Annotated in this window: 18 protein-coding genes and 1 pseudogene; 12 read left to right on the top strand and 7 right to left on the bottom strand. The window is 41.3% G+C overall.

What is annotated here, in order from left to right:
• Nucleotides 1–3: 3 nt before the first annotated feature.
• The 11 genes and pseudogenes from AC6I8Y_RS20280 (at nucleotide 4) to AC6I8Y_RS20330 (ending at nucleotide 11,787) form a co-directional block, all read left to right on the top strand.
• Nucleotides 4–1,488, top strand: a complete 1,485-nt coding sequence (locus AC6I8Y_RS20280) for a TnsB C-terminal domain-containing protein (RefSeq protein ID WP_498022887.1) — start codon at nucleotides 4–6, stop codon at nucleotides 1,486–1,488.
• Nucleotides 1,478–2,872 carry an ATP-binding protein gene (locus AC6I8Y_RS20285; protein ID WP_498022888.1) on the top strand — a complete coding sequence of 465 codons (1,395 nt, stop codon included), beginning with the start codon at nucleotides 1,478–1,480 and terminating at the stop codon, nucleotides 2,870–2,872. The genes AC6I8Y_RS20280 and AC6I8Y_RS20285 overlap by 11 nt, the downstream gene beginning before the upstream one ends.
• Before the next feature lie 58 nt (nucleotides 2,873–2,930).
• Entirely contained in the window at nucleotides 2,931–3,779 is an 849-nt protein-coding gene (locus AC6I8Y_RS20290) for a TniQ family protein (protein WP_498022890.1), read from the top strand.
• A gap of 111 nt (nucleotides 3,780–3,890) precedes the next feature.
• A pseudogene (locus AC6I8Y_RS20295) lies at nucleotides 3,891–4,184 on the top strand (TniQ family protein); the annotation flags it as partial.
• Nucleotides 4,185–4,211: 27 nt separating this feature from the next.
• Nucleotides 4,212–5,366 carry a TnsD family Tn7-like transposition protein gene (locus tag AC6I8Y_RS20300; protein WP_498023067.1) on the top strand — a complete coding sequence of 385 codons (1,155 nt, stop codon included), beginning with the start codon at nucleotides 4,212–4,214 and terminating at the stop codon, nucleotides 5,364–5,366.
• A gap of 11 nt (nucleotides 5,367–5,377) precedes the next feature.
• On the top strand, nucleotides 5,378–5,971 hold the full coding sequence (locus tag AC6I8Y_RS20305) for a hypothetical protein (protein WP_498022892.1): 594 nt from the start codon (nucleotides 5,378–5,380) through the stop codon (nucleotides 5,969–5,971).
• 41 nt (nucleotides 5,972–6,012) lie between these two features.
• Nucleotides 6,013–6,501 carry a hypothetical protein gene (locus AC6I8Y_RS20310; protein ID WP_498022893.1) on the top strand — a complete coding sequence of 163 codons (489 nt, stop codon included), beginning with the start codon at nucleotides 6,013–6,015 and terminating at the stop codon, nucleotides 6,499–6,501.
• A gap of 133 nt (nucleotides 6,502–6,634) precedes the next feature.
• Entirely contained in the window at nucleotides 6,635–8,047 is a 1,413-nt protein-coding gene (locus tag AC6I8Y_RS20315) for an SNIPE associated domain-containing protein (protein ID WP_498022895.1), read from the top strand.
• Nucleotides 8,048–8,056: 9 nt separating this feature from the next.
• A complete protein-coding gene (locus AC6I8Y_RS20320) occupies nucleotides 8,057–9,292 on the top strand; it encodes an SNIPE associated domain-containing protein (protein ID WP_063605098.1) in 1,236 nt (411 codons plus the stop codon).
• Between the two features lie 359 nt (nucleotides 9,293–9,651).
• Entirely contained in the window at nucleotides 9,652–11,520 is a 1,869-nt protein-coding gene (locus AC6I8Y_RS20325; RefSeq protein ID WP_498022897.1) for an anti-phage dCTP deaminase, read from the top strand.
• Nucleotides 11,521–11,577: 57 nt separating this feature from the next.
• Nucleotides 11,578–11,787: a hypothetical protein gene (locus AC6I8Y_RS20330; protein ID WP_047103481.1), complete on the top strand. Its 210-nt coding sequence runs from the start codon at nucleotides 11,578–11,580 to the stop codon at nucleotides 11,785–11,787.
• 190 nt (nucleotides 11,788–11,977) lie between these two features.
• On the opposite strand, the gene AC6I8Y_RS20335 is transcribed toward AC6I8Y_RS20330, so the two are convergent.
• From AC6I8Y_RS20335 to AC6I8Y_RS20350, 4 genes are all read right to left on the bottom strand, one after another.
• Nucleotides 11,978–12,607, bottom strand: coding sequence for a DUF7281 domain-containing protein (locus AC6I8Y_RS20335; RefSeq protein WP_498022899.1), 630 nt, complete (start codon nucleotides 12,605–12,607; stop codon nucleotides 11,978–11,980).
• Between the two features lie 227 nt (nucleotides 12,608–12,834).
• Nucleotides 12,835–14,076 carry a hypothetical protein gene (locus tag AC6I8Y_RS20340; protein ID WP_498022900.1) on the bottom strand — a complete coding sequence of 414 codons (1,242 nt, stop codon included), beginning with the start codon at nucleotides 14,074–14,076 and terminating at the stop codon, nucleotides 12,835–12,837.
• Nucleotides 14,077–14,718 (bottom strand): condensin complex protein MksE, encoded by a 642-nt coding sequence (locus AC6I8Y_RS20345; protein ID WP_045401984.1) that lies wholly within the window; start codon nucleotides 14,716–14,718, stop codon nucleotides 14,077–14,079. It lies immediately after the preceding gene.
• On the bottom strand, nucleotides 14,715–18,473 hold the full coding sequence (locus tag AC6I8Y_RS20350; RefSeq protein ID WP_498022903.1) for an ATP-binding protein: 3,759 nt from the start codon (nucleotides 18,471–18,473) through the stop codon (nucleotides 14,715–14,717). Before AC6I8Y_RS20350 ends, AC6I8Y_RS20345 begins: the two co-directional genes overlap by 4 nt.
• Before the next feature lie 284 nt (nucleotides 18,474–18,757).
• On the opposite strand from AC6I8Y_RS20350, the gene AC6I8Y_RS20355 reads away from it, so the two are divergent.
• Nucleotides 18,758–19,633, top strand: coding sequence for a BrxR family helix-turn-helix transcriptional regulator (locus AC6I8Y_RS20355; protein WP_171374877.1), 876 nt, complete (start codon nucleotides 18,758–18,760; stop codon nucleotides 19,631–19,633).
• 557 nt (nucleotides 19,634–20,190) lie between these two features.
• Here the strand turns inward: AC6I8Y_RS20355 and AC6I8Y_RS20360 are convergent.
• The 3 genes from AC6I8Y_RS20360 to AC6I8Y_RS20370 all read right to left on the bottom strand — a co-directional run bounded on the left by AC6I8Y_RS20360 (nucleotide 20,191) and on the right by AC6I8Y_RS20370 (nucleotide 26,057).
• The gene (locus tag AC6I8Y_RS20360; protein WP_394149101.1) at nucleotides 20,191–21,204 is read right to left on the bottom strand and encodes a porin; all 1,014 of its coding nucleotides are present in this window, start codon (nucleotides 21,202–21,204) and stop codon (nucleotides 20,191–20,193) included.
• A gap of 176 nt (nucleotides 21,205–21,380) precedes the next feature.
• Nucleotides 21,381–23,681, bottom strand: a complete 2,301-nt coding sequence (gene adiA, locus AC6I8Y_RS20365; RefSeq protein WP_498022905.1) for an arginine decarboxylase — start codon at nucleotides 23,679–23,681, stop codon at nucleotides 21,381–21,383.
• 81 nt (nucleotides 23,682–23,762) lie between these two features.
• Nucleotides 23,763–26,057 carry an Orn/Lys/Arg family decarboxylase gene (locus AC6I8Y_RS20370; RefSeq protein WP_498022907.1) on the bottom strand — a complete coding sequence of 765 codons (2,295 nt, stop codon included), beginning with the start codon at nucleotides 26,055–26,057 and terminating at the stop codon, nucleotides 23,763–23,765.
• Nucleotides 26,058–26,396: the final 339 nt, after the last annotated feature.

Here is a 26,396-nt window from a genome sequence, read left to right on the forward strand (position 1 = left end):
CCAATGATTGAAGAAGCACATGAGATAGCTTTACCTGTTCCAAGGGCCAAACTCATTTCACGAAATGCATTTAAATATCATTTTAAGCAAAACGTAGATCAACTTGAATTGATAAGGAAGGCTGTCGGCACGACCAATTTTCAAAAAGACTACCGAGGCCGTGCAGGCCTTGCTCGACAGGGTGTTCGTGGCCCCACAAGTCGCTATGAAATAGATGCAACAGTCGTCGATCAATACATACGCTACCCCTACGACAAAACCAATCAGTTAGCCACGGGACGCCCTGTGATCTATCTAGTTGTAGATACGTGGTCTGGCATGTTTGTTGGCACTCATGCTTGTTTTCACGGCCCAGATTGGACTGGAGCATCACAAGCCCTTTTCAATGCTTTTACCAACAAAGTCCAGTTTGCTAAACGCTATGGCGTTGAAATTACTGAAAACGAATGGCCGTGCCACCATGTCTGCTCACAGTTAGTCATGGATCGAGGTTCCGAGTATACAGACCGTAACATTGAAAGCATGCTTAAGGGTGAAATTGGCTTATCAATCGCCAGTTTCGCTCCGTATCATCGCGGGGATTGTAAAGGAACTGTCGAGAAAGCATTTGATATTTTTCATCAAAATGCTGTTCGATTTGTGCCTGGTCAAGTCATGAAAGTACCCAGCAAGGAAGAGCAACACGCTTCTAGAAAAGCGTCGATGTCCTTCGAAGCATTCATGGAAAAGCTCATAAGGACAATCATTTATACCAATAACAACCGCCTTAGAAAGAACAACCATAACTTCGAGATGTCTCGTGATGATGTAGGTTTCTCTCCTAGAGACTTATATCTCTACGGGCTAGAAGAAATGATGATACCGCCAGCTCAGATTCCTGAAGAGCGACTTCGTTTCGCATTGCTACCTGCTGACAAGGCGACTGTGAGAATGGAGGGCGTTTACTTTAAGGGGCTGTATTACAGCGCTAACAAAATCATTCATAAACAATGGTTAGACAAAGCTCGTAATTTTGGCCGATACACAGTGGAAGTTCGATACGACCAAAATTCAACGAACTTTATTTGGTGTAAAGACCCTGAGTCTAACGAACTAATTACTTTAGAACTCACTGATCGCTCTGAAGCGTATCGTAATCAAATTTGGCAATCGACCCTTCATGAAATCGAATTAACCAAACAAAAACAAAGCCTTCATGAAGAACGTTCATTCGCTAACAAAATTGAGTTCTTAAACAAACTGGATGAAATCGATAAACAAGCAAAAGCTGACGCTCGATACTTAAAAACATCGTCAGCAAAGTCTATCCAGACAGGTATCAAAGAACGAAAGAGTATCGTCTCTTCTATTGAACGCAGCAAACAATCTGAGCAAATAGCAGCAACGTTAAGTTCCGAAGATAACGCTAGCTCCACTGCTAAAAAGAATACCCAACACTTGGAAACACCTGATTTTTTTGACTTTGATGATGAACAAGATGATAGCTAATTATATACCTCACCCTAACTCTCAGATGGCACAAAATCCTCTGATTGAAGCGCTTGGAATGCCATTGCTACCTAAACAATTTATCCAGGCAACAACACTATCTCCTGACATGATGATTGATGTCAGTTCGCTCCCTACTGAGCATCATGGTTACTACACCAGAACATTCATTGATAACCTATCTGAGTGCTATGTTGTTCAGGATGAAGCCCCACGCCTTTATGACACCGTATTTCGCATGATTGAGCGAGGCTATATCTATCGCAACCCTTTGGTGTATGGCGATATTAAACAATTGCAATTTGCCGACTCTATTGAAATACCTGAAGGGCAAGAGCGCACTCTAAAGCAAACAGCAAATCAGCAGAGTTTTTTGGTAGCAGGTCTATCAGGTCGCGGAAAGTCAGCGATGGTAGAAAGCATCTTGTCTGCCATTCCTCAAGTCATTTCACATCAAGAGTACCAAGGACAAAAGTTCATCTACGAACAGATTGTCTGGCTCAAGATCGATATCCCAACAGCTCGCGGGCAGCGTGCACTACTCTGGAGGATTCTTGAGTCCATCGATTCGGTAACTGGTGAGAGTTATTACGAATCACATCAGAAAAGCTCAGTTACAGCACTAATGATTGCGGTTCGTAAGGCTCTACTCATCCATGGTGTTGGGATTATTGTTCTAGATGAAGCTCAGAACCTATCTGAAACTCGACAGTACGAGAAAGTCGGTAACAACGAGAACGCCACACTAAAGTTCGTGGAAGAGTTGTTTAACAAGGTTGGTGTACCACTATTACTCGTCGGGACACTATCAACACTTAATCTGTTTTCTAAAGAGATGACTGCCGCTAGGCGAATTGGAAAGACAGGGTCGCTAATCTTAGAGCAATGTGATGTTGAAAGTTCGTTTTGGAAACGCTTCATTAAGCAAATGTGCCCGACACAATTACTTAAGAATCAGACAACTGACATTGATACTCTAACACGCCATGTTCACTACTTATCAGCAGGGATCCCTGCTATCGCGAGCAGCCTAATAAAGGCCACATTGTCTTATCTGACTTATCTAACACCAAACAATCAAGACCTAAGCATGGCTGCTCTAGACCATGTATTCAAAGAACAATTTCTCTTGGTCTCAGGCGCATTAACGGCACTAAAGCGTGGTCAATTTTATAAATATGAGGATTGCAATCCTTTGTCTCAATTGCACTCGGTTCAACAGGATTTGTTTTCTGAAAGTGGCTCAGATATTGACGGCAACCAAGTCTATAAGAAATCCATTAGAAGCTCTCGTTCTGCCGCAAACCTTACTGAGAAAGACCAAGAAATGCTAGAGAACTTAACTCCTGAAGCCTTATTAGCGCAGGCTAGAAAATATGAATAACATCTTGTACCTGCTACCGAACGAACACCTAAGAAGCTTCCTTAGCCGAGTTCATACTATGTCCCCTTTTGGCACTTTTGCTACTTCAGCAAAACGTGTAGGGCTGGCAAATTTCAGTGCGTCGCCAGTTACAGTCATGTCTGACCTAGACGCCATACTGATGAATATTCTTAATGATGACAATCGTTCGATTTGGCAAATGCATATGAACGGTAACGTCATCGAGTCTTTCCTCAACGAGCGAGAGAAACGCGAGCTACCATTGTTTTTGAAAGGAAAGCCATATGACATCGACTTCACACAATCCCAAACGGTACATAATCGTTTTTGGCGTTACTGCAAAGACTGTATTTCTGAAGACTTAGATACTGTTGGTATTTCATATTTTCACCAACAGCACCAACTACAGGGTGTTTTTCACTGCTACAAACACGGAACGAGGCTCATTAATAGCTGTTCTTCATGCACTTACACTGTAAAGAATCTTAGTCGAATGCAAACCCCAGCATTAATCTGTCCGAGCTGTGGTTCCAGCATGACAAGTCAGGAAGCGTACTATGATGAAACAATGCTAAAAGTTGAACAGCTTATGTTGGCGTTAAATGATCAAACGCTCACCCTATGCCTTGAATCAGTGCAACAAAATACGTTGGCACACATCGGATTTACGCTTGAGCAAACTGAAACGTTGGCTTTTAAGAAAGCTTGTGGCGATTGGTACAAAGAGATTTTCGTGACTCTAGGGAAAGGCGCTCTGGAGCAGTACTTCTCGAACACGAGGAAGGTAAATGATCACATAATTTCTCCCACTATGAGGACTACACGATTATTTTTATCGACTTCAACAAACAGATTTAGTCCACCACTGATCTACATTCTCATGCTGGTTGCTACAGGACAGTTATAGACCTATGTACCTGCACGAAATAGCTGGTGAAGCCTTTTATAGCCTTGTTGCGCGACACCACGCAGCCTCACCAAGACGCTCGCTACGCGAAAAAACCGAGCTCTCCTAGGGCGCACAGATGTTCGCATTAACCCCCAGCTTCCTTGCATGCTCGAACAAGTTGCCAAACAGACTTCAATAGATGCGGAAAGGTTGTTGTTTAACAGTACTTGTTTCCCTGTTGTCGGCGCTTGCCTTCAAGATAACAAAAGCAAAGTAAGACTTAGATTGCACCTGTTGAGCAATGATGGCAGTCACATCGCGGTCTTATCACGTACTACTTCTTCTCGGTTAAGGTTTAGCAGCGCACTAAAGTTCTGTCCGCAATGCCTTGAGGAAGACACATTGAAATGGGGGCATGGTATTTGGCGTACCGTACATCAGTATTGCGGTATGTTCGTTTGTCCAAAGCATGCTTGTTGGCTGCAATATGCACCGACAGATGCCGATGGCCTTAACAAACGCATCGAACTACCACCAACACCTTACGATAGATGTTTCCATGGTTCTGATCTTTGTTTAGAACGAGCGTTGAGGTTATCGCAATTCATCAGTAGTTGGCATCGCTATGAATGCGAACGTCGATACGAGCATATTGCTACACCCTCTCACTCATCTTGGATGATTAAGACCCATTTGTTAACTCCGAAAGGACAGATCAGGCAATCAGAAGCCGTCAATCGTCTACAAGACTTTTGGGCTCCTCTATTTACTGGTGCAAAGCTACTGCCTTCGAAGCTATATAAATTCAATTTCTTAAGGTGCCTTCTCCTAAACGACCACTACAACCATTACATACAGCATGCATTGGTTGGTGCTTTCTTTGCGAAGAACGCCAAGTGTTACTTTCGACAAACTTTTCAGGTCTCGAACTATTGTAGTCGGGAATCTCATAAGCCTCGTGTCTGTCTATCCGAGTTGGCCTCAGGAAACTCGCTTCGTTCTGTCGCCAAGGCGACAGGATGTTCGGTTGGCTTTCTGGCAGCCATGGCGCAACGCAATGGGGTCACAATCAAGCATCGATTTAAAAGACTCAACGATGCATTAGTCGACCAAATATTGAGACTCGCTTTTCGCGGGACTCATAGACGAGATATCGCCAAATTATGCGGTGTTAGCGTTGGTACTGTAGAACAGCAAATAAATGCGATGTCAGGATTATCCGCATGGAGAAAACGACTCTGGTTCTGCCAAAAACGACATCAATATCGTCAAACACTCCAGAAGATCATTTCCCAAAACCCAACATTAACTCGGACAGAGATTAAACATTCGAGCAGTTGCTACATGTGGCTATTTCGATATGACAAGGACTGGCTAAACCAGCACTTACCAAAACGAGAGCCTGCCAAGTACCATCCATCTATTGATTGGAATCTGGCAGATAAAAAGCTGGCTAAACAAATTAAGCAACACGTAAAGAAGGCAACTTCGGTGTCAGACGTCGAAAGACAGGTGGACTCACAACACTCATTAATCAAAAACAGAAAACGCCTCCCCGTTTCGATTGGGCAAGCAGAAGAAATCGTCTCAAAATCCAAAAATTAGGAACAATTACTATGAAATTTCTCGGTACATTCAAACAAATTTTCGAAGCACACGAAGTCAAACCTCACTTACGTGACATCGCGATGTTTGTGACTCTTAATAATACAAGGCTCTATCCGAGAGAGCAGTTTGATGAAAATGGAGACATTCATCCGTACCTAGCACCACGTCTTAACCTGATTAAGATCATCAAACAAGAAAACTCAGTTAAGTGGTTCTTTACTGAAAGAACTTATCAAATTTGGGATTACAAAGTACCTGCTAGGCGCCCAGGTTTCCTCAAGGCACGCATGAAACAATACATGAAAGCCGAAAAGTTGTTTGAGCAAAGTCGTAACTATGTCACAGCTAGCCCTGCATCACTCTTAAGAAGAGACGATGAAGCGAAAGTGTTCAACATGTTCTGTGATTACATGCTCACATTTAATCAAATCGCTGTTGAGAGCAAATCTATAACATTGAATGAATGGCTTGTGTGGTATTCAGACATGAGGCGTATTGAAGCAGAAAAAGAAGAAAACAAAGAAAAACAAAGACGTCACCGAGAAGTTATCGCTGAATGTAACAAATTGGAAAATGACCAAGACTCAACCGACGAAAATTAACCGTATGATGACCAACGCAATGATCGCTGTGAGGAGTTCTGATGAAAAAGCTCGAAACTAAGCGATTAAAAGCTATTGTCTCGCTTCTCAACGGCCTAGAACTCATTTCTCATGAGGAATTACCCGAAGAGCAGCACGACGCTCTTTGTATCAATGTGAACGGCTGGAGGTACTACCCATCCTTTCAGTTCGATGAGCATTTTAATCTTATAGATAACCTTAGAAACAATCTTAGCCTCATGCGAGAAGGCCGAGACGACACTGATATTCTACTTTGGATGATCTCCGAGAAATCGGTATTGGTGGAGCGAGCTGTTGCTCCACCAGCATTAGTTTCTAAATACCTAGATAAAGGTGACTTAGAAGGCTACGAGAGATTGGTCTCAGCAGAAGCGCGAAGTCATAAATACGTAACCGCCAAACCTTGTGAGTTGATTGATGACCCTTTGTTTGAGGTGTTCCTCGAGGACTGGTTGAACTCAGATGAAAGAATGATCAAAGCCAAGCTAGTGCAACTTCCTAGAGAATAAACAACTTTTACGCTTTGTTAGGCTTCCAAATGCAAACGTAAGCACAATTCCCTTCCGACCTAAACCTGTACAATGAGCCACATACAGGTTCCTTAGATCCTTCTCATAATATAAAGTATGATTAACCATAATTATGCAATGGGTATCATTGCATTTGCACGCTTTAACATTTACAAAAGGAATATCAATGCCTGAAACTGCTGAATCCTACCAGTTAGTATGGATCGTACTAGCATTGCTGACGCTAACCTTCTTGTTATCCACTCGCTCTACAAAGAAAAAGCATAAAAGTCTTCTGGAATATATTGATAAAAAGCAGAAAGCTCTAGCTGAAAAGTCCGTCGAGGAATTGGTTCAAGATTTGAATAATCAAATTAGCGACGTTGAAACAAAAATTGAGTATGGAAGGCCTATCTACTCAAGGCTTAAAGACGAAGCAACTAAAAACAAAGAGCAAATGAAATACATTAACGTCGGCCTCTTTCCACCCGCTTACAAGTTTGATGACAGCCAGTCACTAAAAGATAAAATTGCCACTTGCATTGAACATCAGTATCAGGTTATTGAATCGGGTCGAGCTACAAGTGCCTATTCAGACTGGGATTGGTTTGGTAGTAAAGCAAAAGGAGCGCAGATGGTCACTTCATACCGACGCCTTCTTCTCAAAGCATTTAATGCTGAGTTCGATATGATTCGAAAGAAAATGCGCCACTCGAGCTTCGACACCGCCTTAAATAAACTAGACAGATTAGAACAACAATTGGAGAAGCTCGGTGAAACAGCAAACGTCGCCATTTCAGAAGAATACTTCAATTTAAAGGTAGAAGAACTCTCCATCTGGCATAAAGAGATGCTTCACAAAGAGAAAATTAAACAAGAAAAGAAGAAACAACAAGCACTCCTGCGAGAGCAAGCTAAACAGGCTAAGCAATCTGGAGGTGATACGGACGAGCTGGAAGACGAGATTTACTATAAAAAATCAGATCTTGTGAAAGCACAAAAACTCGCGAAAGAACTTCACGGTACCGATGCTCTAGGTATGGAAGAAAAGATCGCCAAAATGCAAAAAGAGATCGAAAAGCTAGAAAGTAAGTTTGAACGCGCAACCTCTCAAGCTCAAATTACGAAAGCTGGTTATATATATGTAATCTCTAACATCGGTAGCTTTGGGGAAGGTGTCTTGAAAATCGGAATGACGCGCCGATTAGAGCCTATGGATCGAGTCAACGAGCTAGGTGATGCCAGTGTACCATTCAAATTTGATGTGCATGCCTTAACCTTTGTAGAGAATGCGCCGAAAATAGAGAAAGAGCTTCACCGCAAGTTTAATAAGGCACGGGTGAACATTGAAAATCATCGCAAAGAGTTCTTCAGAGTGACTCCTCAAGAAGTTGCAACAGCAATGGAAGAACTTGGTGTTGAATGCGATTGGTACTTCGACGTAGAAGCCAAAGAATATCGTGAGAGCCACCTAATCAGAGAAGCTCGCAAACGAGAAACAGTGGAAACAGCTTCCGCTTCTAACCAGTTACCACAGTCAATTTAAGGAGTGTCTATGTTCGTTACTATCGCCTTAGCTGCGTTTACTGTGCTCTCACTGGTTTTATTAATAAGGTCTCGTTCTTCACTGAAAGAACTACAACTGCAAGATGAAGATATTGAGAAAGTTTATGCCCCAGTAACTGAGAAAGAACAACTACTCTCAGATATTGCAAAGAACTACCAAGCTCTACAAGAGAGTTATAAAAAAGAGCTGTTCCTCCTGAAAGAAGGTGAAAAACAACTCTCTCATTACTACCTTGGTGTCGGCACGACTGACTCAATATCTTACACCAACCTATCCCAGTCACGTGACCTAGTAAGTCTTGAGAGCAGATACTCTGAGACTAAGTTGGCAATAAAACAACTCGTTAGCGATAAACGGGCATGTATCTGCTCTATGGGCAAAAACGTCGCTGTTAATGGTAAAAAGTCAGAGGCTAAAAAACTGTTTAACAGAGAAATCAAATTAAGATTACGATGCCTAGATAACGAGTTTAAAGCGGCTTCAGCCTTGGTCGATTGGAACAATATCAACCGACTTATAGAGCGCACTCAAAAAACCTTTGAGGAGATTAATTCTTCAGCAGACTTAGTTAAAACACACCTAAAAAATGAATATTTGCAGCTGAAAATTAAGGAACTAAGGTTGGGTTACGAGATCGCCCAGCTCAAGCAAGAACTCAAGGATGAAGAACGCCAAGAGCTTCAGATTCAAAGAGAAGCTGAACGTGAGGAAAAACGAATAAAAGCTGCTGCGGAGAAAGCAGAGAAAGAACGACAAGTTATGGAGCGCTTGGTTGCTGAAGAACTTAGTAAACTAGAATCCAGCAGTTCAGAGCAAAAGGCTTTGTATGAATTGCATAAGCAAGAACTGGAAAAGCTTCGTGAAAAAGAGAAAAGAGCAGTTTCTCTAGCTCAGCAAACAAGAGCTGGGTATGTGTATGTGATATCAAATAAATTGTCGTTTGGCGATAGCATCGTCAAGATAGGAATGACACGACGTGCAGACCCAAATGACCGAGTAAAAGAGCTAGGTGATGCTTCAGTACCTGAACTATTTGATGTCCACGCATTCGCATTTACTGAAGATGCACCAACATTTGAGCGATTCTTGCACACAAGGTTTGCCGAACAAAGAGTAAACCTTGTTAATGGTAGGAAAGAGTTCTTCTTTGTTTCCGCAGATGAAGTCCTGGAAGAAATGAAAAACTACGAAGGTAACTACGAGCTAAATGAGATAGCAGCATAACTTAGTGACACAATGTTCTTACTGGCAAAGGCGAACCAATTGGTTCGCCTTTGTGTGATTAAGTAAGCTCTGATTGTTAACTCGAAAACACGACGCCCGTTTCGAGCCTACTGCTTACACAATCGACTATTCTCTAAATTACCCACACGTTGTGCTTACAATAAACAGACTTAGCTCATCACGACCGTCTTTAAGAATATCATCAGATCTATTAATCACTGTGCCTCGCATCACCAATACGATGCAAACTGTTGAGTAAAGACCCTAATCAGTATAATGTTAAACAATTAATTGCATACGATATACTTTCCGATATTGAAAGAATGTAGAAGTTTGAATCTGATAGGATAATTAAAACAATGACTGGTCTAGAGACAATCTACAAAGAGCGAGCCAAGTTCATAATACTAGGGCTTACTGGAAGAACTGGTTCTGGGTGTACAACTCTTTCAAAGTTACTGAAAAACAATACTTTCTCCGATCTCAACCCGCCAAAACCGCATCAAGCAGCGTTTCCTAATGACGAAGAAAGAAAATATAGAATTGTATATAACTACCTATCTGAACATTGGTGTAAGTTCCACCATATTAGAATGAGTGACGTCGTATCGACCTTCTTATTAGAACTACCTTTTAAAGATTTTGACAAGCTTTATAAGGCAACGCTAGATAATGAGCTCGGAACAAATAGTGAATCTCTAGATGAAAAGCTCGAACAATGCTACTCCGAGTACTACAAAAAAAGAGACAGTGCTAAAAAACATGCTGAGAAGTGTAAAGACAACCTATACAACAAAGAAATTTATGACTTTTACTTCAATGAGTTACCCGAATTTACAGATAAACTACGAAAAATCCTTCATAGAGTTCAACCAGGTTCATTTACCAAGTTTTATCAGATAGTAGGCAATAACATCAGAAAATCTGGCACTGCCGAGTCAGATGATTACGATTCTAGTAAAATCTATATGTTCTCACAGAGAGTGAACAAACTGATTAAGGTATTAAGGCATAAGTCAAAGAGCGACGGGGAAAATGTCTGTGTAGTTTTAGATGCAATAAGAAACCCTTACGAAGCATTTTTTTTCAGAGAAAGATACTCTGCGTTCTACTTGCTTTCAGTAACCACTGAAAATGACAAACGAATCAATAGATTACTGTCAGAATCAAGTATTTCCAAGGAAGATATTAAGGCCATTGATTCAAGAGAGAACCCTGATTCATTAAAAGGTGAGGATCGTTTTTGGTCTCTAGACCTCCAGAGATGTATTGAAATTTCAGACATCCACCTCTACAACCCAGATGACAACTACAAGTTGAAATCCCTTAAAAGGCAACTCATTAAATATATATCTCTGATAATGCATCCAGGCCTAGTTACGCCTTCTCAAGATGAGCGCTGCATGCAGATAGCTTACAATGCAAAACTAAACTCAGGTTGCCTTTCTCGCCAAGTTGGCGCTGTAGTTACAGATTCAGACAAGTCAATTAAAGCTGTTGGTTGGAACAATGTGGCTCAAGGTCAAACGCCATGTAATTTACGAAGGGCGGAAGACTTATTGACCAATGAAGACGAGTCTGCATTTAGCCTTTTTGAACGAGAAAACACTAAGTTCAGAACAAGCCTCGGAAACATTTATTCATTTACAGAATCCACTAACAAATCATTCCGTGGAAAACCAGTCTCCTACTGCTTTAAAGACATTAAAAACTCTATTGATGGAGAAAAGAACCAAGTTCATACAAGAGCTCTTCATGCCGAAGAGAACGCTTTTCTTCAAGTCTCTAAGTATGGTGGGATGCCAGTAAAACATGGATATTTATACACTACAGCTAGCCCATGTGAACTCTGCGCAAAAAAAGCGTATCAGTTGAAAATTGATAGTGTAATCTTCATAGATCCATACCCTGGCGTGGCAAATGACCACATAATTAATTGTGGTGTAGATACGCCTAAACTGAAGCTTTTCTCAGGCGCTATTGGTAGAGCCTATCAACAATTATTCGAACCGATCATCCCTTACAAAGATGAGCTAGAAATAGGTCTACAACTAAATGTACCAAACCAAAAAAAGATCTTAGTAGAGCAAAATAAAGAGCTGATACATAAGGCTAACTCCTTAGAAGAAAAGACTAAAGTCCTAGAAAAAGAGTTGGAGACCCTTAGAAATGAACTAACCGCAGCTCAAAAATCAAAGGCAAAAGCATCACAAGATACTGCTAAATAACACTCAAGTATTTGTCGTGTCGCTGGACATAGACATCTAAAACTCAAGGACTACAAAATGAATGATGAATACATAAAAGAGCTTCAGCTTAACCCTGATCACGAGTATAGACTCATAAAATCTGAATCAAAAGACAAAGGCAGGCTTGACTCCGACTACGAAACATACGAAGAGTATGACTTAGAGGGGAACCTAGTTCGGACATTTACAATAAAAGACGCCACCGAAAAATATCCGCCATTTTCAAGAACGATTTCATATGCGTAGCAGTGAAATGATATGCATTTGTAAAAAATTAGAGCTTATTGCGGTAGCAAAGCCGCAATAACACTCACCGAGCATCTGTATCATTGCAATGGTCGACAAGCTAGTCGTGCTATTGAAGTACGATTGAGAAGACCATTGCACTAAAAAGTGTCACCCCTTATAAGAACGGGGGACTTTTTATGTGAAATGACTAACTAAGCTCACAGCTCACCAACTGGCACTGATTTTTAATCAAGTGCTCTTGCGTTATTGCCAATGTATTCTTCTCAATGAAAGTTAAATGCTCTCGTATCGATACGGCGACATCTCTGCTCTTGAGCCTGTCAAGCTGCTCTAGTTGTTTCAAAAATTCATCGAGCTTATTGATACTTCGAAATAACTCCAGATTTAAAGCAGGGACAACCCAATAGTGCTTAGCATTGCTTAGCTGCTCAACCATATCCAAGCCTGCTGGATCGTAATCATAGAAAAAGCCTACTTCAACGGCATTGTTGTCAAAGCATTCAATCAGAGTAGGTAGATCTTTTTGGTTTTTTCCGTGACCACGGTAAACGAGCACAGCGGATTGCCATTCATCTGGCAAAGAGAGTACAACGTCTTTCCATCGAACCATTAGCTCGCCATTTTCGATAATAAGTACTCGGCTAAAACGCGGGAAATCTAGATCATCCAACTCTACAGAAGCTACATACCTAGCTTCTTTGGGTACATCTGGCTGGTTCTTTAAAGGGACATTCACATTACCAGCTAAGCTAATGAGCTGCTGAAACACACCACCTTTTGCAGACTTCTCGCTAATACCAGGGCGTGCAGTATCCATCCGAGAGTTGCTACTCTGTTGAAAGGTCAGAAGATTTTGTCCCAATGTTGAAGTAAAATACTTTTCAATTTCCCTCAATTCTGAACGGGATAAAAGAATTGAATTGCCACTAACAGCCCCGACTTCTACGAGCCTGCAAACTTCAGTATTGGACTTGTTGGCAGGAACCCTCTCCCTCGAATTAACAACAATCCTCTTAGCAGCATTAATTAGCGATAGAGATAGCGTCATTTAGCACCTCCGATTGTTTCAAAAACAATATCACTAATAATAACATTACCGTCATAAGGTAATACGACTTCTCTTTCTTCCTTAATTTGGACGATACTCTTCAAACTGACTTTTTGCGCACTAATGTAACCATCGACCAGTAAAAGCCAGTCCTCCAGTTCTATATCGAGATCAAACAGTGTATAGCTTTGCGCAGCAGATAGAGGGAGAATGTTAGGGTTGGATTTTATTGCCTCAAACATTAACTCTAGCGCTTCATCTACCTCGTTTAGTTCAAACTCTTCTTCATCTTCACGGACATCCGTAACTTCGATACTGTCTAAATCTGAAGCTTTACCTTTTTTCCTCTCACAGCTAGCAAGAGCCCTTACAGCCAGAACAATTAAGTCATCAGATTGAATGTCACTGTTAGTATTTCCGTAGGCTCGTACTTCTGTTTCCGAAACCTGAGACAAGCAGTCAGGCAAACATTCAATGGAATCTATAGATGGCGAAAAGGTTTTGTCATCTTGGAACTTAGCTGCAAAAACATCAATAATGCGATTAAGCTTGGAAGATTTCTTATCTCGCTGAAGCTTTGCCAACATATCGACCATTTTTTTGTTTGATACATTTAAGTCCTTCAATGCTATATCGATTTTAGATTTAAGTAGCTTCAAAAGAATTCGCTCAAGGTGAATGTCAGTTTGTACCCACTCCCTTAGCTTTTTCACACTTAAATGCTCGAAGATACTATTGATTCTACCGATCTCACGTTTGCATCGACCGATTTGACGAATTTTGTCATCAACATCAGTGACCATGCTGAATTCATCAGCAACGATCCTATGAAAAGAAGATACGGTCTCAACTAAGGCGTCATTTATCTCGACTGTTATCTCTCGAATTTCATCTAAGTAGTGTTGTTTTTTATCGTCATTAAAGTCCTTAACTCGTCGGTAACTGTCAACGGCATAATCCAAGTTTTCAATCTGATTAGAAAACTCACCATGACGTTCTCTGAATCTATAACGACTAGTTACCCTATCCAGTAAACGTTTAACAGAAGAATGAACTTGGACTCCATGCTCATCATCTAAGTGATATGCCAACTGATGTTTTGTAAGTGCTGCAATTGCAGCTTTATTGCTTTCACTATGATGAAGTACTCCAGCTTGCTCATAGCAAGCCTCGTCTACTACCTCAGTATGAGTGCTTAAAGCTCGCACAGCTTCTTTTGACTCCACTTGTCGAGACATCTAAATCAACCCCATTTGAGTATCTAATTCATTTCCACCATCAGCTTCACTTTCCAGCATCCCTTCATTAATAGCGATAAACTCCAAAGTCTCATAAAGCAATGACCATTTCGCTGTAGCGATAAAGAGAGAACCAGTTGATGATGGAGATACAAAGTATCCTTCTTGGACAAGATAATCTAAGATAGACCTCAGCTTCGTTTTACTCTCTTTGCTTTTATGGGCTCTTTTAAGCTTGTGTGCAATATGATCAAGCTGATTTTGAAGTGAGTTACTTTCCTCTATAGCTGCGAGTAACTCTGACTCCGAAAGCTTGCCACCAGCCATGATAGGTCTGGAGTCTGAATCAATATTTCGGGCTAGTTTGAGCCAAGCGATTATTCCTTCCATCGTCTGCGAAAAAACTTCAAAGTCTTTGAGAACTTCGTTTTTCTTTCGAGTGTTATCGATGTTCTCGTATCCACAGTAAAAACCTAGGCCGTCTTGTGTTTCGACTGTTGTCATGCTTATTCGAGACAAGTATTGGTTCATGTCACTTCGATTTCTGGTATCGGATAAGTATGTGTACTCAATAGGAGATGCATATTCACATATCACCTTTTTACTCATGAGCATTCGGAAAACCGATTCAAACTTATTCATTCAACCACCTCCGTAGACTGATTTTGTTTCGACTCAGAAAGCAATGGATTGACTCTGCTTCTACGTCCACCAATAAATGATTTGACACCTACATTCTTCACAATGTGATTTTTAGTGGCGAAGTACTTGTAAGTAGCTGGATGCAGATCTGGCTGAGCTGTGAACAAGCAAATACCTTTTTGAGCCATCATGTCGAATAAAATAGCCAGGTTAGAAATAGAAATTTTCCCTAATTCGTCGAGCGGCCAGTGAATGGCAACGTCTTCATCCTGACACAAGAATCGAGTCATCCCACAGAAAACAACGATAATAGCCAGTTTGGAAATCCCTTCGGAGCCGACCTTTTCTAAATCTTCATCATTCCGAACCACTGCTGGGCGTCCATTCTCAACAATCGTTATCTCCATCTCGACCAAAGACTCTAGGTTTTTAGATATCTGAGCCTCTTTAAATGAAGCCAACAGTTGCTTGAAGGAAGCAAGAAACGCTTTGGAAGGTAGACCTCTTGAGGTTTCGCCTGACCATCTATCCAATTCGACACTAAATAGATTAAGGTCTTTCCAAAGATCAAAAGTATGTATCTTGCTTGATAATTTGATATGTATGCTGTCGATAGCAGGAAAAGGATTGCCCGTTTCAATCGACTTGTCCAAAGTGCTCGAAACTGAATCTACTTTACTATTCACCTGTTTAAGGGTTTGGTGATAGTTAGAAATCTGAGTCGATATTGAACGAAGTGTCTCAATTTTAACGTCCCTAACATCTGGAATCACGTTAAGGACAAGCTCTTCAAGATCTCCCAAGCAAGCAAGGGAAAATTGAGGACTATCGTAGTTGATAGCATAGTCATAATTTTCTGAGAGCTTCGTCATGGTCGCAGAGCGCATCTGTTCCCACATCATCTTTATTTCATGGTTGTCGTCCAACCCTAAGATTGTGTTACTTACGTCTTTTACTTTACTAACGATTTCTTTCTTAAGAGTGTTAATCGCAGTGATTTTATCCGTCACTAGACTCACTGCGTGCTCAACAGAATGAAATTCCGAATCTACAGAGACATCCTCTACGTTAGCTAAATCCGATTCATCGACCGCTTTTTCTAGACTGTTAGTACAAGTAGTAAGCTGCGCTATGGCCTCCTTGACTGTAATGAGTTCTTCTTCATCTAACTTAATTGAAGACAATACTTCATCAATTCTTTTGTTTACCGACTTCTCATAGTCGTCTCTCTTCGCTTCACCTCTCGCTATCTGGCGCTCTAAAACCAGAATTTCAGAATTATAGCTATCAATGTATTTCCATTCCGATTCTAGCCAAGTACCATAACCGTGAATTAAAGCTTGAAATGTTTTTATTTCCTCACATTGGCGCTCGAGGGATTCCCAGTTCAACTTGGCTCTTTCGATGCTAACTGGATCCACTCCTTTATTCATCAACGCCTGGTTGAACGCTAACTTGTAGTCACTAACTCTGTCTGAAGTTATCTTTTCTTTATTTTTAATCAGATCATCAATAGCACTTTTTTTCGCGTCTTCTTCTGACAAACGATAGTCGAAGTTAGCTTTTACCTGAACACGCTCCTGTTGATGGCGCTGTTCTTCGTTTTCAAGTTTTTCTTTCAGCTCAGACTTGATAGCGAAAAATTGCGACTCTAGTACGCTTTTCTGTTTCTTAACTTCAGATGTACGACTTTCAGCATCACTTTCAAACTGGACTGTTTTTTGATCTTTCAGGAGATTGAGCTTGCTCAGTTCTTCCTCAAAGACTTTTGTTCTTTGACTTTGAATTTTTATTTCTTTGTGAAGCTTATCTACTTCTTGCTCATCACTTTTGGCCCTGCTCTTCGCTTTACCTTGCCGAACTTCTACTTCTGACTCCTTGATTTTTAGAGTCTCTAATCGCTCTGAAAGCTTCTCTTCACTCAGACAAAAATCAGGAAGTGCGATTGAATCCAGATCCAAATAAAGACCAAAAATCGACTCCGCAGCTTCTGGGTCGAAAAATGGTTTCAAGTTTTTCGCATTTAACAAACTAGGAGTGATTACTTTGCCTATATTGCCGTGCCAATCAGGCACTTTTTGATCTAGGTACTCGTTGAGCGATCCTTTTGCTGGCAATAATGCACGACTAACAGAAACTATTTCATCTGAAATTTCTTTTAATTCGCTAGTACATGTGTGGTAAGTAGAAAGACTGTTCTCATGATTTTTCTCTGCCTGACGTAGTTGCTCATTCAAATGAATTACTGCATTGTGGGAAGCGTTAAGTTGTTCACGCTTACTCTCAAGATCACTTTCCAGACTACGTAATTCGCCTTTTTGTTCTGGTGTGAACTCTAAAGACTGCCCTTCTAGAATTGCAAGTCGGAATTGTTCTTGTCTTATCTTGTCAGACTGTTCATCGAACTCATCTTGCAACTTTTTCTTTTGAAGGTTGAGGTCACTCTGCATCGCCTCTAAACGGTCGTTTTTTTGCTCGAATATCTCTTCCTTAGTGTTAAGTATGTTATTGATCTCTTTTTGCTTACTGGAGCGGAAATTAGCACATTCGAGTTCCAATTTTTGTACCTGACTGTTAAACGTACTTTCTTCGGTTTCTACATCTTCCAGTAAGTTGTCGTAATGTTTCCTTGCAGATTCTGCTTCCTTCAGCAAGTCACTCAAGCTATTGTAAAGCGTGATTTTTTCTAAAATATCATCCTCGTTCTCGTACTTGTCACGCTTATTGTAAATAGCATCAACTACTTTGGATTTCCTTTCAAACTCAGTCCGATGAATGCTTAACTCAGTATCAAGCTTTTGAAGTCTATCTTTCCTCTCACTGACTAGGGAGCCGTGCAACTCCTTCTGCGAACGAATTTTGTCAGACAACTGAGTGTCATTTAGTGCCAGTTGACGCAGGTAAGAAGCGATTTGAGCTCGATAGGAGTTTAGTTGCTTGATGTACTCATCAAGGCTGTCTTTACTTGCAACTGCTTCATCGAACTTGCTCTTTTTAGTGTCTAGTTGAACAAACACATCTAGGCTATTTGCTAGGTTGATATACTCTTTCTTATATGGAACATCGTCCATCGATGTATTGTTCAAGAAACAGTCCACAATCATCGTCTTAAAACGGCTCAACATCTTCTTGTGACGCATCATTGTCGCCGTCAAAATGTCGATATGATTCATGTTATGGCTCGCAGAACACAACGAGTACTCATGGGCGATTGCTACTAAGTTTTTACCCGCACTGCGTCTTTGGGCCAAACGCTTTTTATTGTTTAGAATTACTGAACGGTAATCGACACTAGTTTCAATTTGCGAACTTACAGACATTGACTGAGACACAAGGTTTTTAAGCCATGTTCGAGTTTCACTTCCTTGCTTAATTAGCTCGTCGTACAAATGCTGAGAAAACAATTGTTCAGCGGTTCCTGTCAAAAACCTATAAGCGACACTGGAGCCATTTCGATACATTACAGAACACTTTCTCTCACCAAGCTTTTCATATTCGAACACGATGACAGATTTTGGGGTGGGCAAGTAGTAATCAACAAAGGAAACTTTATCCGCTTGTCTATCTACCAGCTTACTCGGATCGGCTCCATAGAACGCTGGAAGTAAGCTTAACAAAGTGGACTTACCAGCTCCGTTATCACCCGTATTGTTGCTATGCCCGATAGCCTTGACCTTGAATAGTTTCCCAGGGATAAAGGAGTGGAAAAGTACGATCCCTAGTAGTTTTGAGCTTTTTGTTTCAGATTTATTCATTTCTTTCATCACAGCGCGGTAGAGATATTCTCAACCCCTCGGTTAGTGAATGTTCTACAACAAACTTACTGACTCGGCTGCCACTAAGTAAGTCCATTATTTGTGCTTCCAACTTCCACCAGAGTTAAGAGGCTGCGTTTAAGATAGAAATGCCTCAACACCCAAAAGAGCCAAGTGTGTCGTGTCTACTAGCGGTCAAAGAATCAACTAGTGTCATATTACACTGGAATCAAATGATTCGTTAGAGTAAATTAGTACAGTTCATTTTGATAAGGGTAATCATTGTGCGTTGTGTCGAATCTCCACAAACCAAACGACTAAGGCTTATTGATTTCTATCTCTGCTTCTTTGGGAAAGTGAATCGCTCCGACCTTATTCAGCACGGTGATATTGCCGTTGCTACAGCAAGCCGTTCTTTTAATGCTTACAAAGAACGTTTTCCCGACAACACGGTTTTCAACGAAAGCTTGCGAGCATACATGAGGTCAGCATCGTTTAGTCCAGCTTTTGAGCATGATCCAGAAGCTGCTCTGAGGTTAATCGCATGGGGTCAGGAGCTTAACTCAATTCCAGTAACAACTTATGGTGTGAGCAGCTTTGCAACAGTGTTGGATTCACTATCCATTGATATCGTCTCTCAAGTCACTAGGTCGATCCTTAATAAGCACTGTATTTCTGTCCTGTATAGTTCCTCAACTAGCACCGAGACTAGAACTCTGACGCCTCATTCTCTATTCAAAGGACTTGGGGCTTGGCACATTCGCGCTTGGGACAGTAAAAGACGTAAATTCCTGTGCTTTAGAATCAGTCGAATTCTGAGGGCTCAGCAAACTGACTGCTCATACGACAAGACTATAGAGGACGATACTCTTTGGAACCGTGACGTTGTCCTAAGTGTTGCACCGCACTCTAAGCATGAAAATAGAAATGACCTAGCTATTGATCTTGGTATGGAGGGTCAATACGTGCGAAACATTACAAGCAACGAAGCGTTAGCTGGTTACGTGCTCAATGACCTCCACGTAGACTGCACGCCTAATGCTTCTTTGCCGCCGCATGCCTTCAACTTGCAGTTGATGAATAGACACGAGCTAGAGCATGTTGACTCTATTCGAGCCCTAGTACCTGGATTTATACAGAACAAAGATGATAAAGCTTGAGGTAAGTAAGCCCTGAGCATATTGAGTTGTTTACACAAACAAGCGGCTGATTCATTACAAATTGCGGTTCGTAAAGTACGGTTCGGGTTTTACGAACTGAACAATCACTCTAATTGAGAGAGTTCTATTGAAAAGAGAGTTTTCAACTTAGTTAACCAAAACTGATGGCTTCATTTGCCATTAAGCGGCGGGAGTTTGCAACTTGGTTATTTTTGAGGGGTATTCTAGATGGTTGATTTAGAAGACTGGCGAGTTTTCATCTTAGTTATCTGTGATCAGTTGGATAACTTCTAGAAATTGAAAAGCGAACCTTGGTGGTTCGCTTTTTTTTGAAATAAACAGTAAGTCTCAATTACACCAGAAGCCTAACTCATTATAAATCACCCTTAGAGACAGAATCATGAAACAATAGGATGAGCAAATGAATTTCACTAACCCTAGTTTTGTTACAGAGTGTGGAAAATGCGCTAGACAAAGCAACAGTACTTAAAAAGGTGTACAGTCTACGCTGAATTAATGCTTAAAGAACACCTTCAAACATTAGTATAAAACGTCAACTAAAAAGAATACCTCAGGCCCAGCATAACTTCATTATCATCATTATCTCCTAAACCACCTTTCCCTTCATTTAGCAGATTGATTTTATAACTTCCAAACAAAGTAACATCACTAAAGGTTCTTGCATACTCAAGACCCACGAAGTTGATATCTAATTCATCCAGACCTTCAGCATCAAAATAACTGTACGTAACATTGACGTTATTATCACCAAATGAGTAACCAAGATAAGCGTCTGCGGATTGATAATTTGCTTCTACGACTTCAAGCTTTGAGATTTGACCTCCTTGGTACAACACAGAAACCCATAAACCGTTATCATTGACATATTTAGCCGCTAACATCTGAGCATTGGATTTTGCGGTATCGGAACCTTCACTATAAGTCTCGTCACTTGTTGCGTAACCAATACCAACCTCTAAGCCAATTGGCAAGCTATAGGCAAGAACCGCACCAACGCCTGTACTATTTTCAGCATCTACATCTGAGTTAAAGTTACCACTCAATTGAAACGTCATTCTTTCATTGGTGTAATCGTACTTCAGAACATTTTTTGCTCGGTCTGATGTGGTCACTGTATATTCATTGATGTAACCACTGAAAGTCTCAGCCATATCCGTCCAATCTGTTAAATACGTAACTGCATTATTTTGATGTCCGTAGTATATACTTCCATAATTAGTTTCCGCTCCTACATATAAGTATCTAGTATTAATAGAAACGTCATCTATCTCACCATCATCAGTTTCAGTCAACTCAAACTCATACTTTCCTGTAAAAGCGAGCCCATCACTAACGCTCTGCTTTCCTTCAATATTAAGTCTTCCGCGAGACGCATCTGAAAATTGGCTGCTTGATGTATCGCTTTCATTTGCCTTGGAGAAATTAGCTCGGGCTTCAATTCGCCCACCAATATCAAGGCTCGAGTCTTCACTTTGATATACTGTAGCTGCGGTAGAATTAAAGGTTGTCATAGCAGTAGCTACCGCTAAAGCAGCAAATCTTAGTTTCATTGGTAATTAAGTCCTTATTAAATAGTAATGTAAAGATAAATATTTTTTCACTTAAATAAAGTGTAAGTAGCCCTTGAATGTATCTAACACTCAAGGACATCATTGGTTAAATTAAATATGAAAAGTTCGTAATTAAATTAAGTTACTTACCTAGATGGAACTTTAATTAGTTCAGATTAGTCGTTTTTTAAACACAGTACGCAATACATACCACCTTCAACTTCAGCACCTTCTACTTCATGCTCAAAACCAGGGAATTGGCGATCCCATCCACCAAGTTTAATTAGGTAGTCAATTTGTGGGCTGTCTTGCTCATCAAATTTCTCACCAGACATCACCATTGGGATACCTGGTGGATACGGCATAACAGCATTAGCAGCGATTCGGCCATGAAGTCTATCTGCGGGAACTAACTCAACTTGATCCTTAACAAGACGCTGGAAAGTATCACGTGGTGTAAGCACTGGTTCAGGTAGAGACGAGTACGCGCGGTTTAATGATGTGCCTGGATCTTCATTCTTAATAAAGTCAAACATTTGGTCACCTAAGTCTTTTAAGCCAAGGCCCGCATAACGCTCTGGGTTCTCCTTAACCAAGCTGGGAATAGCCTGTTCAAGTGGTGTGTTTTCATCATACATACGCTTGAAAGTAAGCATTGTGTTGACCAATGTTGCCCATTTACCACGAGTCACACCGATGCTGAACAAGAACATCACTTGGAAATCAGTAGTACGAGTAGGAACAATGCCGAATTGACCTGCGTAAGCAGTAAATAGTTCTGCAGGCACACCTGTTTCTAATAGGTTACCGTCTTCGTCCATTCCCGGAGTTAATAGACTCACTTTAACCGGATCAAGCATGACCCAGTTATCTTCTAAATCGCTGAAGCCATGCCATTTATCTTTTGGATCTAATCTCCAACATTTTTGTTCTGTTGATAGTAGTTCCAGAGGTGCTTCTTCAAAGTTGAACGTCTCACCTGTTGTGCTATCAGTAACCACGGATGCGTTCCATGGTTTGAAGAACCAATCACCGTCGGCTTCATGACGCTTGTGAATGCGTCCAACAGCCTGACGGAATCCAATCGCTTCTTCAATCGCTTCATTGGTCAGTAACTTACCGCCATTTCCGTCCATCATTGCCGATGCAATATCATTAGATGCAACAATCGAGTACAGCGGAGATGTTGTTGCGTGCATCATGTATGACTGATTAAAACGGTCATGCGGAATAGAATCACGGCCTTCGCGCATATGGATATAGGATGCTTGAGACAATGCAGCTAGCAGTTTGTGTGTTGAGTGGGTAGCAAAGACAGTAGGAGCATTTGGCTCACCTTTTGCCTCATCACGCATTGCGAAGTGCTTGTCGTAAATAGGGTTGAAACGTGCGTAACCATACCAAGCTTCATCCATATGCACTCGCGGTGAGCTTTGACCAAGCAAGTGTTCAGCTTTTTCAGCGTTGTAGCACAAGCCATCATAAGTACAGCTTGTTAGGATAGAATAAACAGCGTTTTTGTTGTCGAGATCTTTTGTTAGTGGGCTCGAGTTGATCTTGTCTTGGATACTTTCAACAGACATATCGCTTGCAGGTACAGGACCGATGATACCGTATTGGTTACGTGTTGGAACCAGATACACTGGGCGAGCACCAGTGAGCATTAAGCCTTGCTCGACAGATTTATGTGAGTTTCGGTCGCAAATAGCCACTTCATCTTCAACCATACACGCTTGCATAATGGTGCGGTTAGATTCTGATGTACCACCTACTACGTTATAAGAACGGTCAGCACCAAACACTTTCGCAGCGTATTTTTCACTCTCTGCAACAGGGCCAGAGTGATCAAGTAGCGACCCAAGCTCTCCGCGCTCAATACCCATGTCTGTGCGGAACAAGTTTTCACCATAAAAATCGAAAAACGCACGACCCACAGGCAGTTTAGTAAACGCGATACCACCTTGGTGACCCGGAGCAGACCAAGAGTGCTCTTTACGCTGAGAGTATTTTGCCAGTGCCGATGCGAATGGAGGCAAAAGCTGATCACGATAGCGTGTTACTGCCGCAATCATACGCCCTGCAATAAAATCTGCCGTATCTTGTAGCATCCACACAAACTCTGTCGTTTTTTTCATCACGTTTTCGTCAATCGTTTTGACTTTGTCACTGTGTGTGGCCATTAGAAAAACAGGAATGTTTTCATGACGAAGTGATAGTTCTTCCAGAATCAATTTAGCTGCTGCGTGATTATCCGCTCCGCCTTGCAGCTCCCAGTTCAAGAACACACCGTGAATCGATGCATCTGAAGATGCTGTTGCAATGCCATCCTCAAGAGAGGTGGCGTGTGAGACAAATACATCTCGTATATTTAGCTCTTCAATAAGAGCGCCAACGTTACGAAACATACTGGTATTAGATGAACTGTCGTCAACCACAAGAACTTTACTTTTTACGGGTGTGTAACCTGTAGAAATCATGAGTAAACCTTTTTAAATACGCCGCTTGGGCATTTTGATTATTCTGTTATTTGGGGAGCAACATCTGTGCCCCCATGATGTTTATTTCAAGCAATATAAGCTGTAGTAACTTTCGCCCTGTTCATTGGTCTCAACCTCAACACCATGCGTGTCGTGCTCAAAACCAGGGAACTGTGCATCAAACTCTTGCAGCGCTAGCAAGTAGTCGATGACTGCAGTGTTGCTCGCTTCTACTTTCTCGCCTGGCATCATTAGTGGGATACCTGGTGGGTATGGCACAACTTGAACAGCGACGATACGGCCCACCATGTCTTTAACAGCGACTTTCTCTACGTTGCGTTTAACAAGCTGACCATAGGTTTCTCGTGGGCTTTTCACTACGTCTGGCAATTGAGTAAAGGCATTGTCCATATGCTTTAACATGCCTGTTTCTACAATAGCTAGGTGCATCTGCTTAGCGAGATCTTGAATGCCCATATCAGCGTAACGATCCGGGTAGCCTTCAGCCAAGTCAGGTAACACAACACTCAATGGAGCGTTCTCATCGTAATAACGTTTAAATTCGACTAGACCAGAAATCAGTGAGCCCCATTTACCTTTGGTTGCGCCAATCGAGAACAGAACTAAGAACGAATAGGGTTCGGTCTTTTCAACGACTATGCCGCGGCTAGAGAGGAATGAGGAAACCAAGGTTGCAGGAATACCTGATTGCTCTAGCTGCCCATCAATGTCCATTCCTGGTGTTAATATCGTGGCTTTGATTGGATCCAGCATGCAGTAGTCTTCACCTAAGTCATCAAAACCATGCCATTTTTCATTTGGTTTTAAGCACCAGCAGCTTGGGTCTGTCTTAAGTTTATCTTCAGCTACTTCAGTAAATGGAACACCGTCGATTTGGTCTGGCTGCCACATATCAAACCACCAATCGTTGGCATCACGCTGTTGGATCTGTTGCTTGATGTTGACGATTGATTTGCGGAATGCGATTGCTTCACTAATACACTCATCTGTTAGGTATTCACCTGAGTCATCCATCATTTTGGCAGATACGTCTGTCGATGCGATGATGCTGTATTGTGGTGACGTTGACGTGTGCATCATAAAGGCTTCATTAAACAGCGCCGGCTCAACGGGTACTTTGCCTGAACGCAGATGAATCATCGAAGCTTGGGACAGTGCCGCAAGAAGCTTGTGCGTTGAATGCGTCACAGAGATCGTTGCATCATCAGGATGACGTTCACCACGATGCATGCCGTAACGGCCTTCATAGAGGTTATTGAAACGTGCATAAGCGTACCAAGCTTCATCATAGTGAATACGAGGAACCGAATTGCTCAAAAGACGCGTGGTCGTTTCAACGTTGTAGCACAAGCCGTCGTAGGTTGAGTTTGTTAATGCTGCAAGGACTGGCATCGTTTGTTTGTCGACAACGATTGGGCTCTCTTCAATCTTCTGCTCAATGGCTTCTTGAGTCATTTGACTAGAAGGAACTGGGCCGATTAAACCTCGCGCATTTCGCTTAGGGACCATGTAAATAGGCATAGCCCCAGACATGTTTAACGCGTAGTTAAGCGATTTGTGACAGTTACGATCGACCAGTACTGTGTCGCCATCGGTAACTGCAGAGTGAAGAATGATCTCGTTACTTGATGAGCTTCCGCCCACTGAGAAGTATGTGTGGTCTGCTCCGAACACGCGTGCAGCATTTTTCTCAGCTTCTGCAACGGGCCCGTTGTGGTCATTAAGCGAACCTAGTTCTCCAACAGAAATCGATAAGTCAGAACGCAGCATTTGCTCACCATAAAAATCAACAAATGCTTTACCCACTGGTGTCTTCATAAACGCTGTACCACCAGTGTGGCCAGGGGTATGCCAAGAATACTCGTGAGAGTCATCAAAGTTGACCATTGCACCAAAAAATGGCGGTAGAATAGTATCTAAATAACGTTTGGCAGCCGCTTTAATGCGACCGGCGATAAACCTCGGGCTGTCTTCCGGAACATAAATAACTCCATCCATGGTCTCTATAAACTCTAGTGGAATAATAGAAGATTGTTCTTTTGACATACCAAGTAAGATTGGAATACCTGAACATTTAGAGCGAAGAGTTCTAATTGTGTCTATCGCGAATGCTTGGTTAGTTTGACACAGATGCCAACTGACAATAACAGTACTAAAGGCTGGATTTGAAGAAGCAAATGTAGAAAACTCTTTAAGTGTACGACATATTTCAACATCAATATTATCCTCTTTTAGGAAATTCTTGATTGAGGAAATACTCATATCATTAGCAATATCATTTGTTTTTTCTGAAACTAAAAGCACTGGGAACTGGCGTGCTAATCTATTTGGTAGAGAGTGGGTTATATTACTCAAATTTCCTCCTGAATTCTGTAAGCCTCAATAAGTTAGCCACATTATGCTCCCAATGAAAATGACGATAAAATACATTTTGAAGGATCGAACCCTACAAAGAGTCAACGCCCACTTAATAAACACAAACCAACAATCCATTGAAATATTTTGTTACATTCAGATTTTATTGATATTACTTGGCCAATAAATTCATTCGCCTTTAAGACCATCAGTTAACACAAGTTATATTTTGAAGGATTTGATCCTACAAAAATGATTATGCAATTGCATATAAATAACTTAGCATTCCAATTCAATGTCTTATCGATACCAAAGTCACACAACTATAATTCAACCAAT

Source organism: Vibrio sp. KUL78, from assembly GCF_059725505.1.

Bases quoted from the DNA above. Each gene is read 5' to 3' on its own strand.
- AC6I8Y_RS20280 (WP_498022887.1), top strand. From the start codon at position 4: ATGATTGAAGAAGCACATGAGATAGCTTTACCTGTTCCAAGGGCCAAA.
- AC6I8Y_RS20285 (WP_498022888.1), top strand. From the start codon at position 1,478: ATGATAGCTAATTATATACCTCACCCTAACTCTCAGATGGCACAAAAT.
- AC6I8Y_RS20290 (WP_498022890.1), top strand. From the start codon at position 2,931: ATGTCCCCTTTTGGCACTTTTGCTACTTCAGCAAAACGTGTAGGGCTG.
- AC6I8Y_RS20300 (WP_498023067.1), top strand. From the start codon at position 4,212: ATGTTCGTTTGTCCAAAGCATGCTTGTTGGCTGCAATATGCACCGACA.
- AC6I8Y_RS20305 (WP_498022892.1), top strand. From the start codon at position 5,378: ATGAAATTTCTCGGTACATTCAAACAAATTTTCGAAGCACACGAAGTC.
- AC6I8Y_RS20310 (WP_498022893.1), top strand. From the start codon at position 6,013: ATGAAAAAGCTCGAAACTAAGCGATTAAAAGCTATTGTCTCGCTTCTC.
- AC6I8Y_RS20315 (WP_498022895.1), top strand. From the start codon at position 6,635: ATGCAATGGGTATCATTGCATTTGCACGCTTTAACATTTACAAAAGGA.
- AC6I8Y_RS20320 (WP_063605098.1), top strand. From the start codon at position 8,057: ATGTTCGTTACTATCGCCTTAGCTGCGTTTACTGTGCTCTCACTGGTT.
- AC6I8Y_RS20325 (WP_498022897.1), top strand. From the start codon at position 9,652: ATGACTGGTCTAGAGACAATCTACAAAGAGCGAGCCAAGTTCATAATA.
- AC6I8Y_RS20330 (WP_047103481.1), top strand. From the start codon at position 11,578: ATGAATGATGAATACATAAAAGAGCTTCAGCTTAACCCTGATCACGAG.
- AC6I8Y_RS20335 (WP_498022899.1), bottom strand. From the start codon at position 12,607: ATGGATACTGCACGCCCTGGTATTAGCGAGAAGTCTGCAAAAGGTGGT.
- AC6I8Y_RS20340 (WP_498022900.1), bottom strand. From the start codon at position 14,076: ATGTCTCGACAAGTGGAGTCAAAAGAAGCTGTGCGAGCTTTAAGCACT.
- AC6I8Y_RS20345 (WP_045401984.1), bottom strand. From the start codon at position 14,718: ATGAATAAGTTTGAATCGGTTTTCCGAATGCTCATGAGTAAAAAGGTG.
- AC6I8Y_RS20350 (WP_498022903.1), bottom strand. From the start codon at position 18,473: ATGAATAAATCTGAAACAAAAAGCTCAAAACTACTAGGGATCGTACTT.
- AC6I8Y_RS20360 (WP_394149101.1), bottom strand. From the start codon at position 21,204: ATGAAACTAAGATTTGCTGCTTTAGCGGTAGCTACTGCTATGACAACC.
- adiA (WP_498022905.1), bottom strand. From the start codon at position 23,681: ATGATTTCTACAGGTTACACACCCGTAAAAAGTAAAGTTCTTGTGGTT.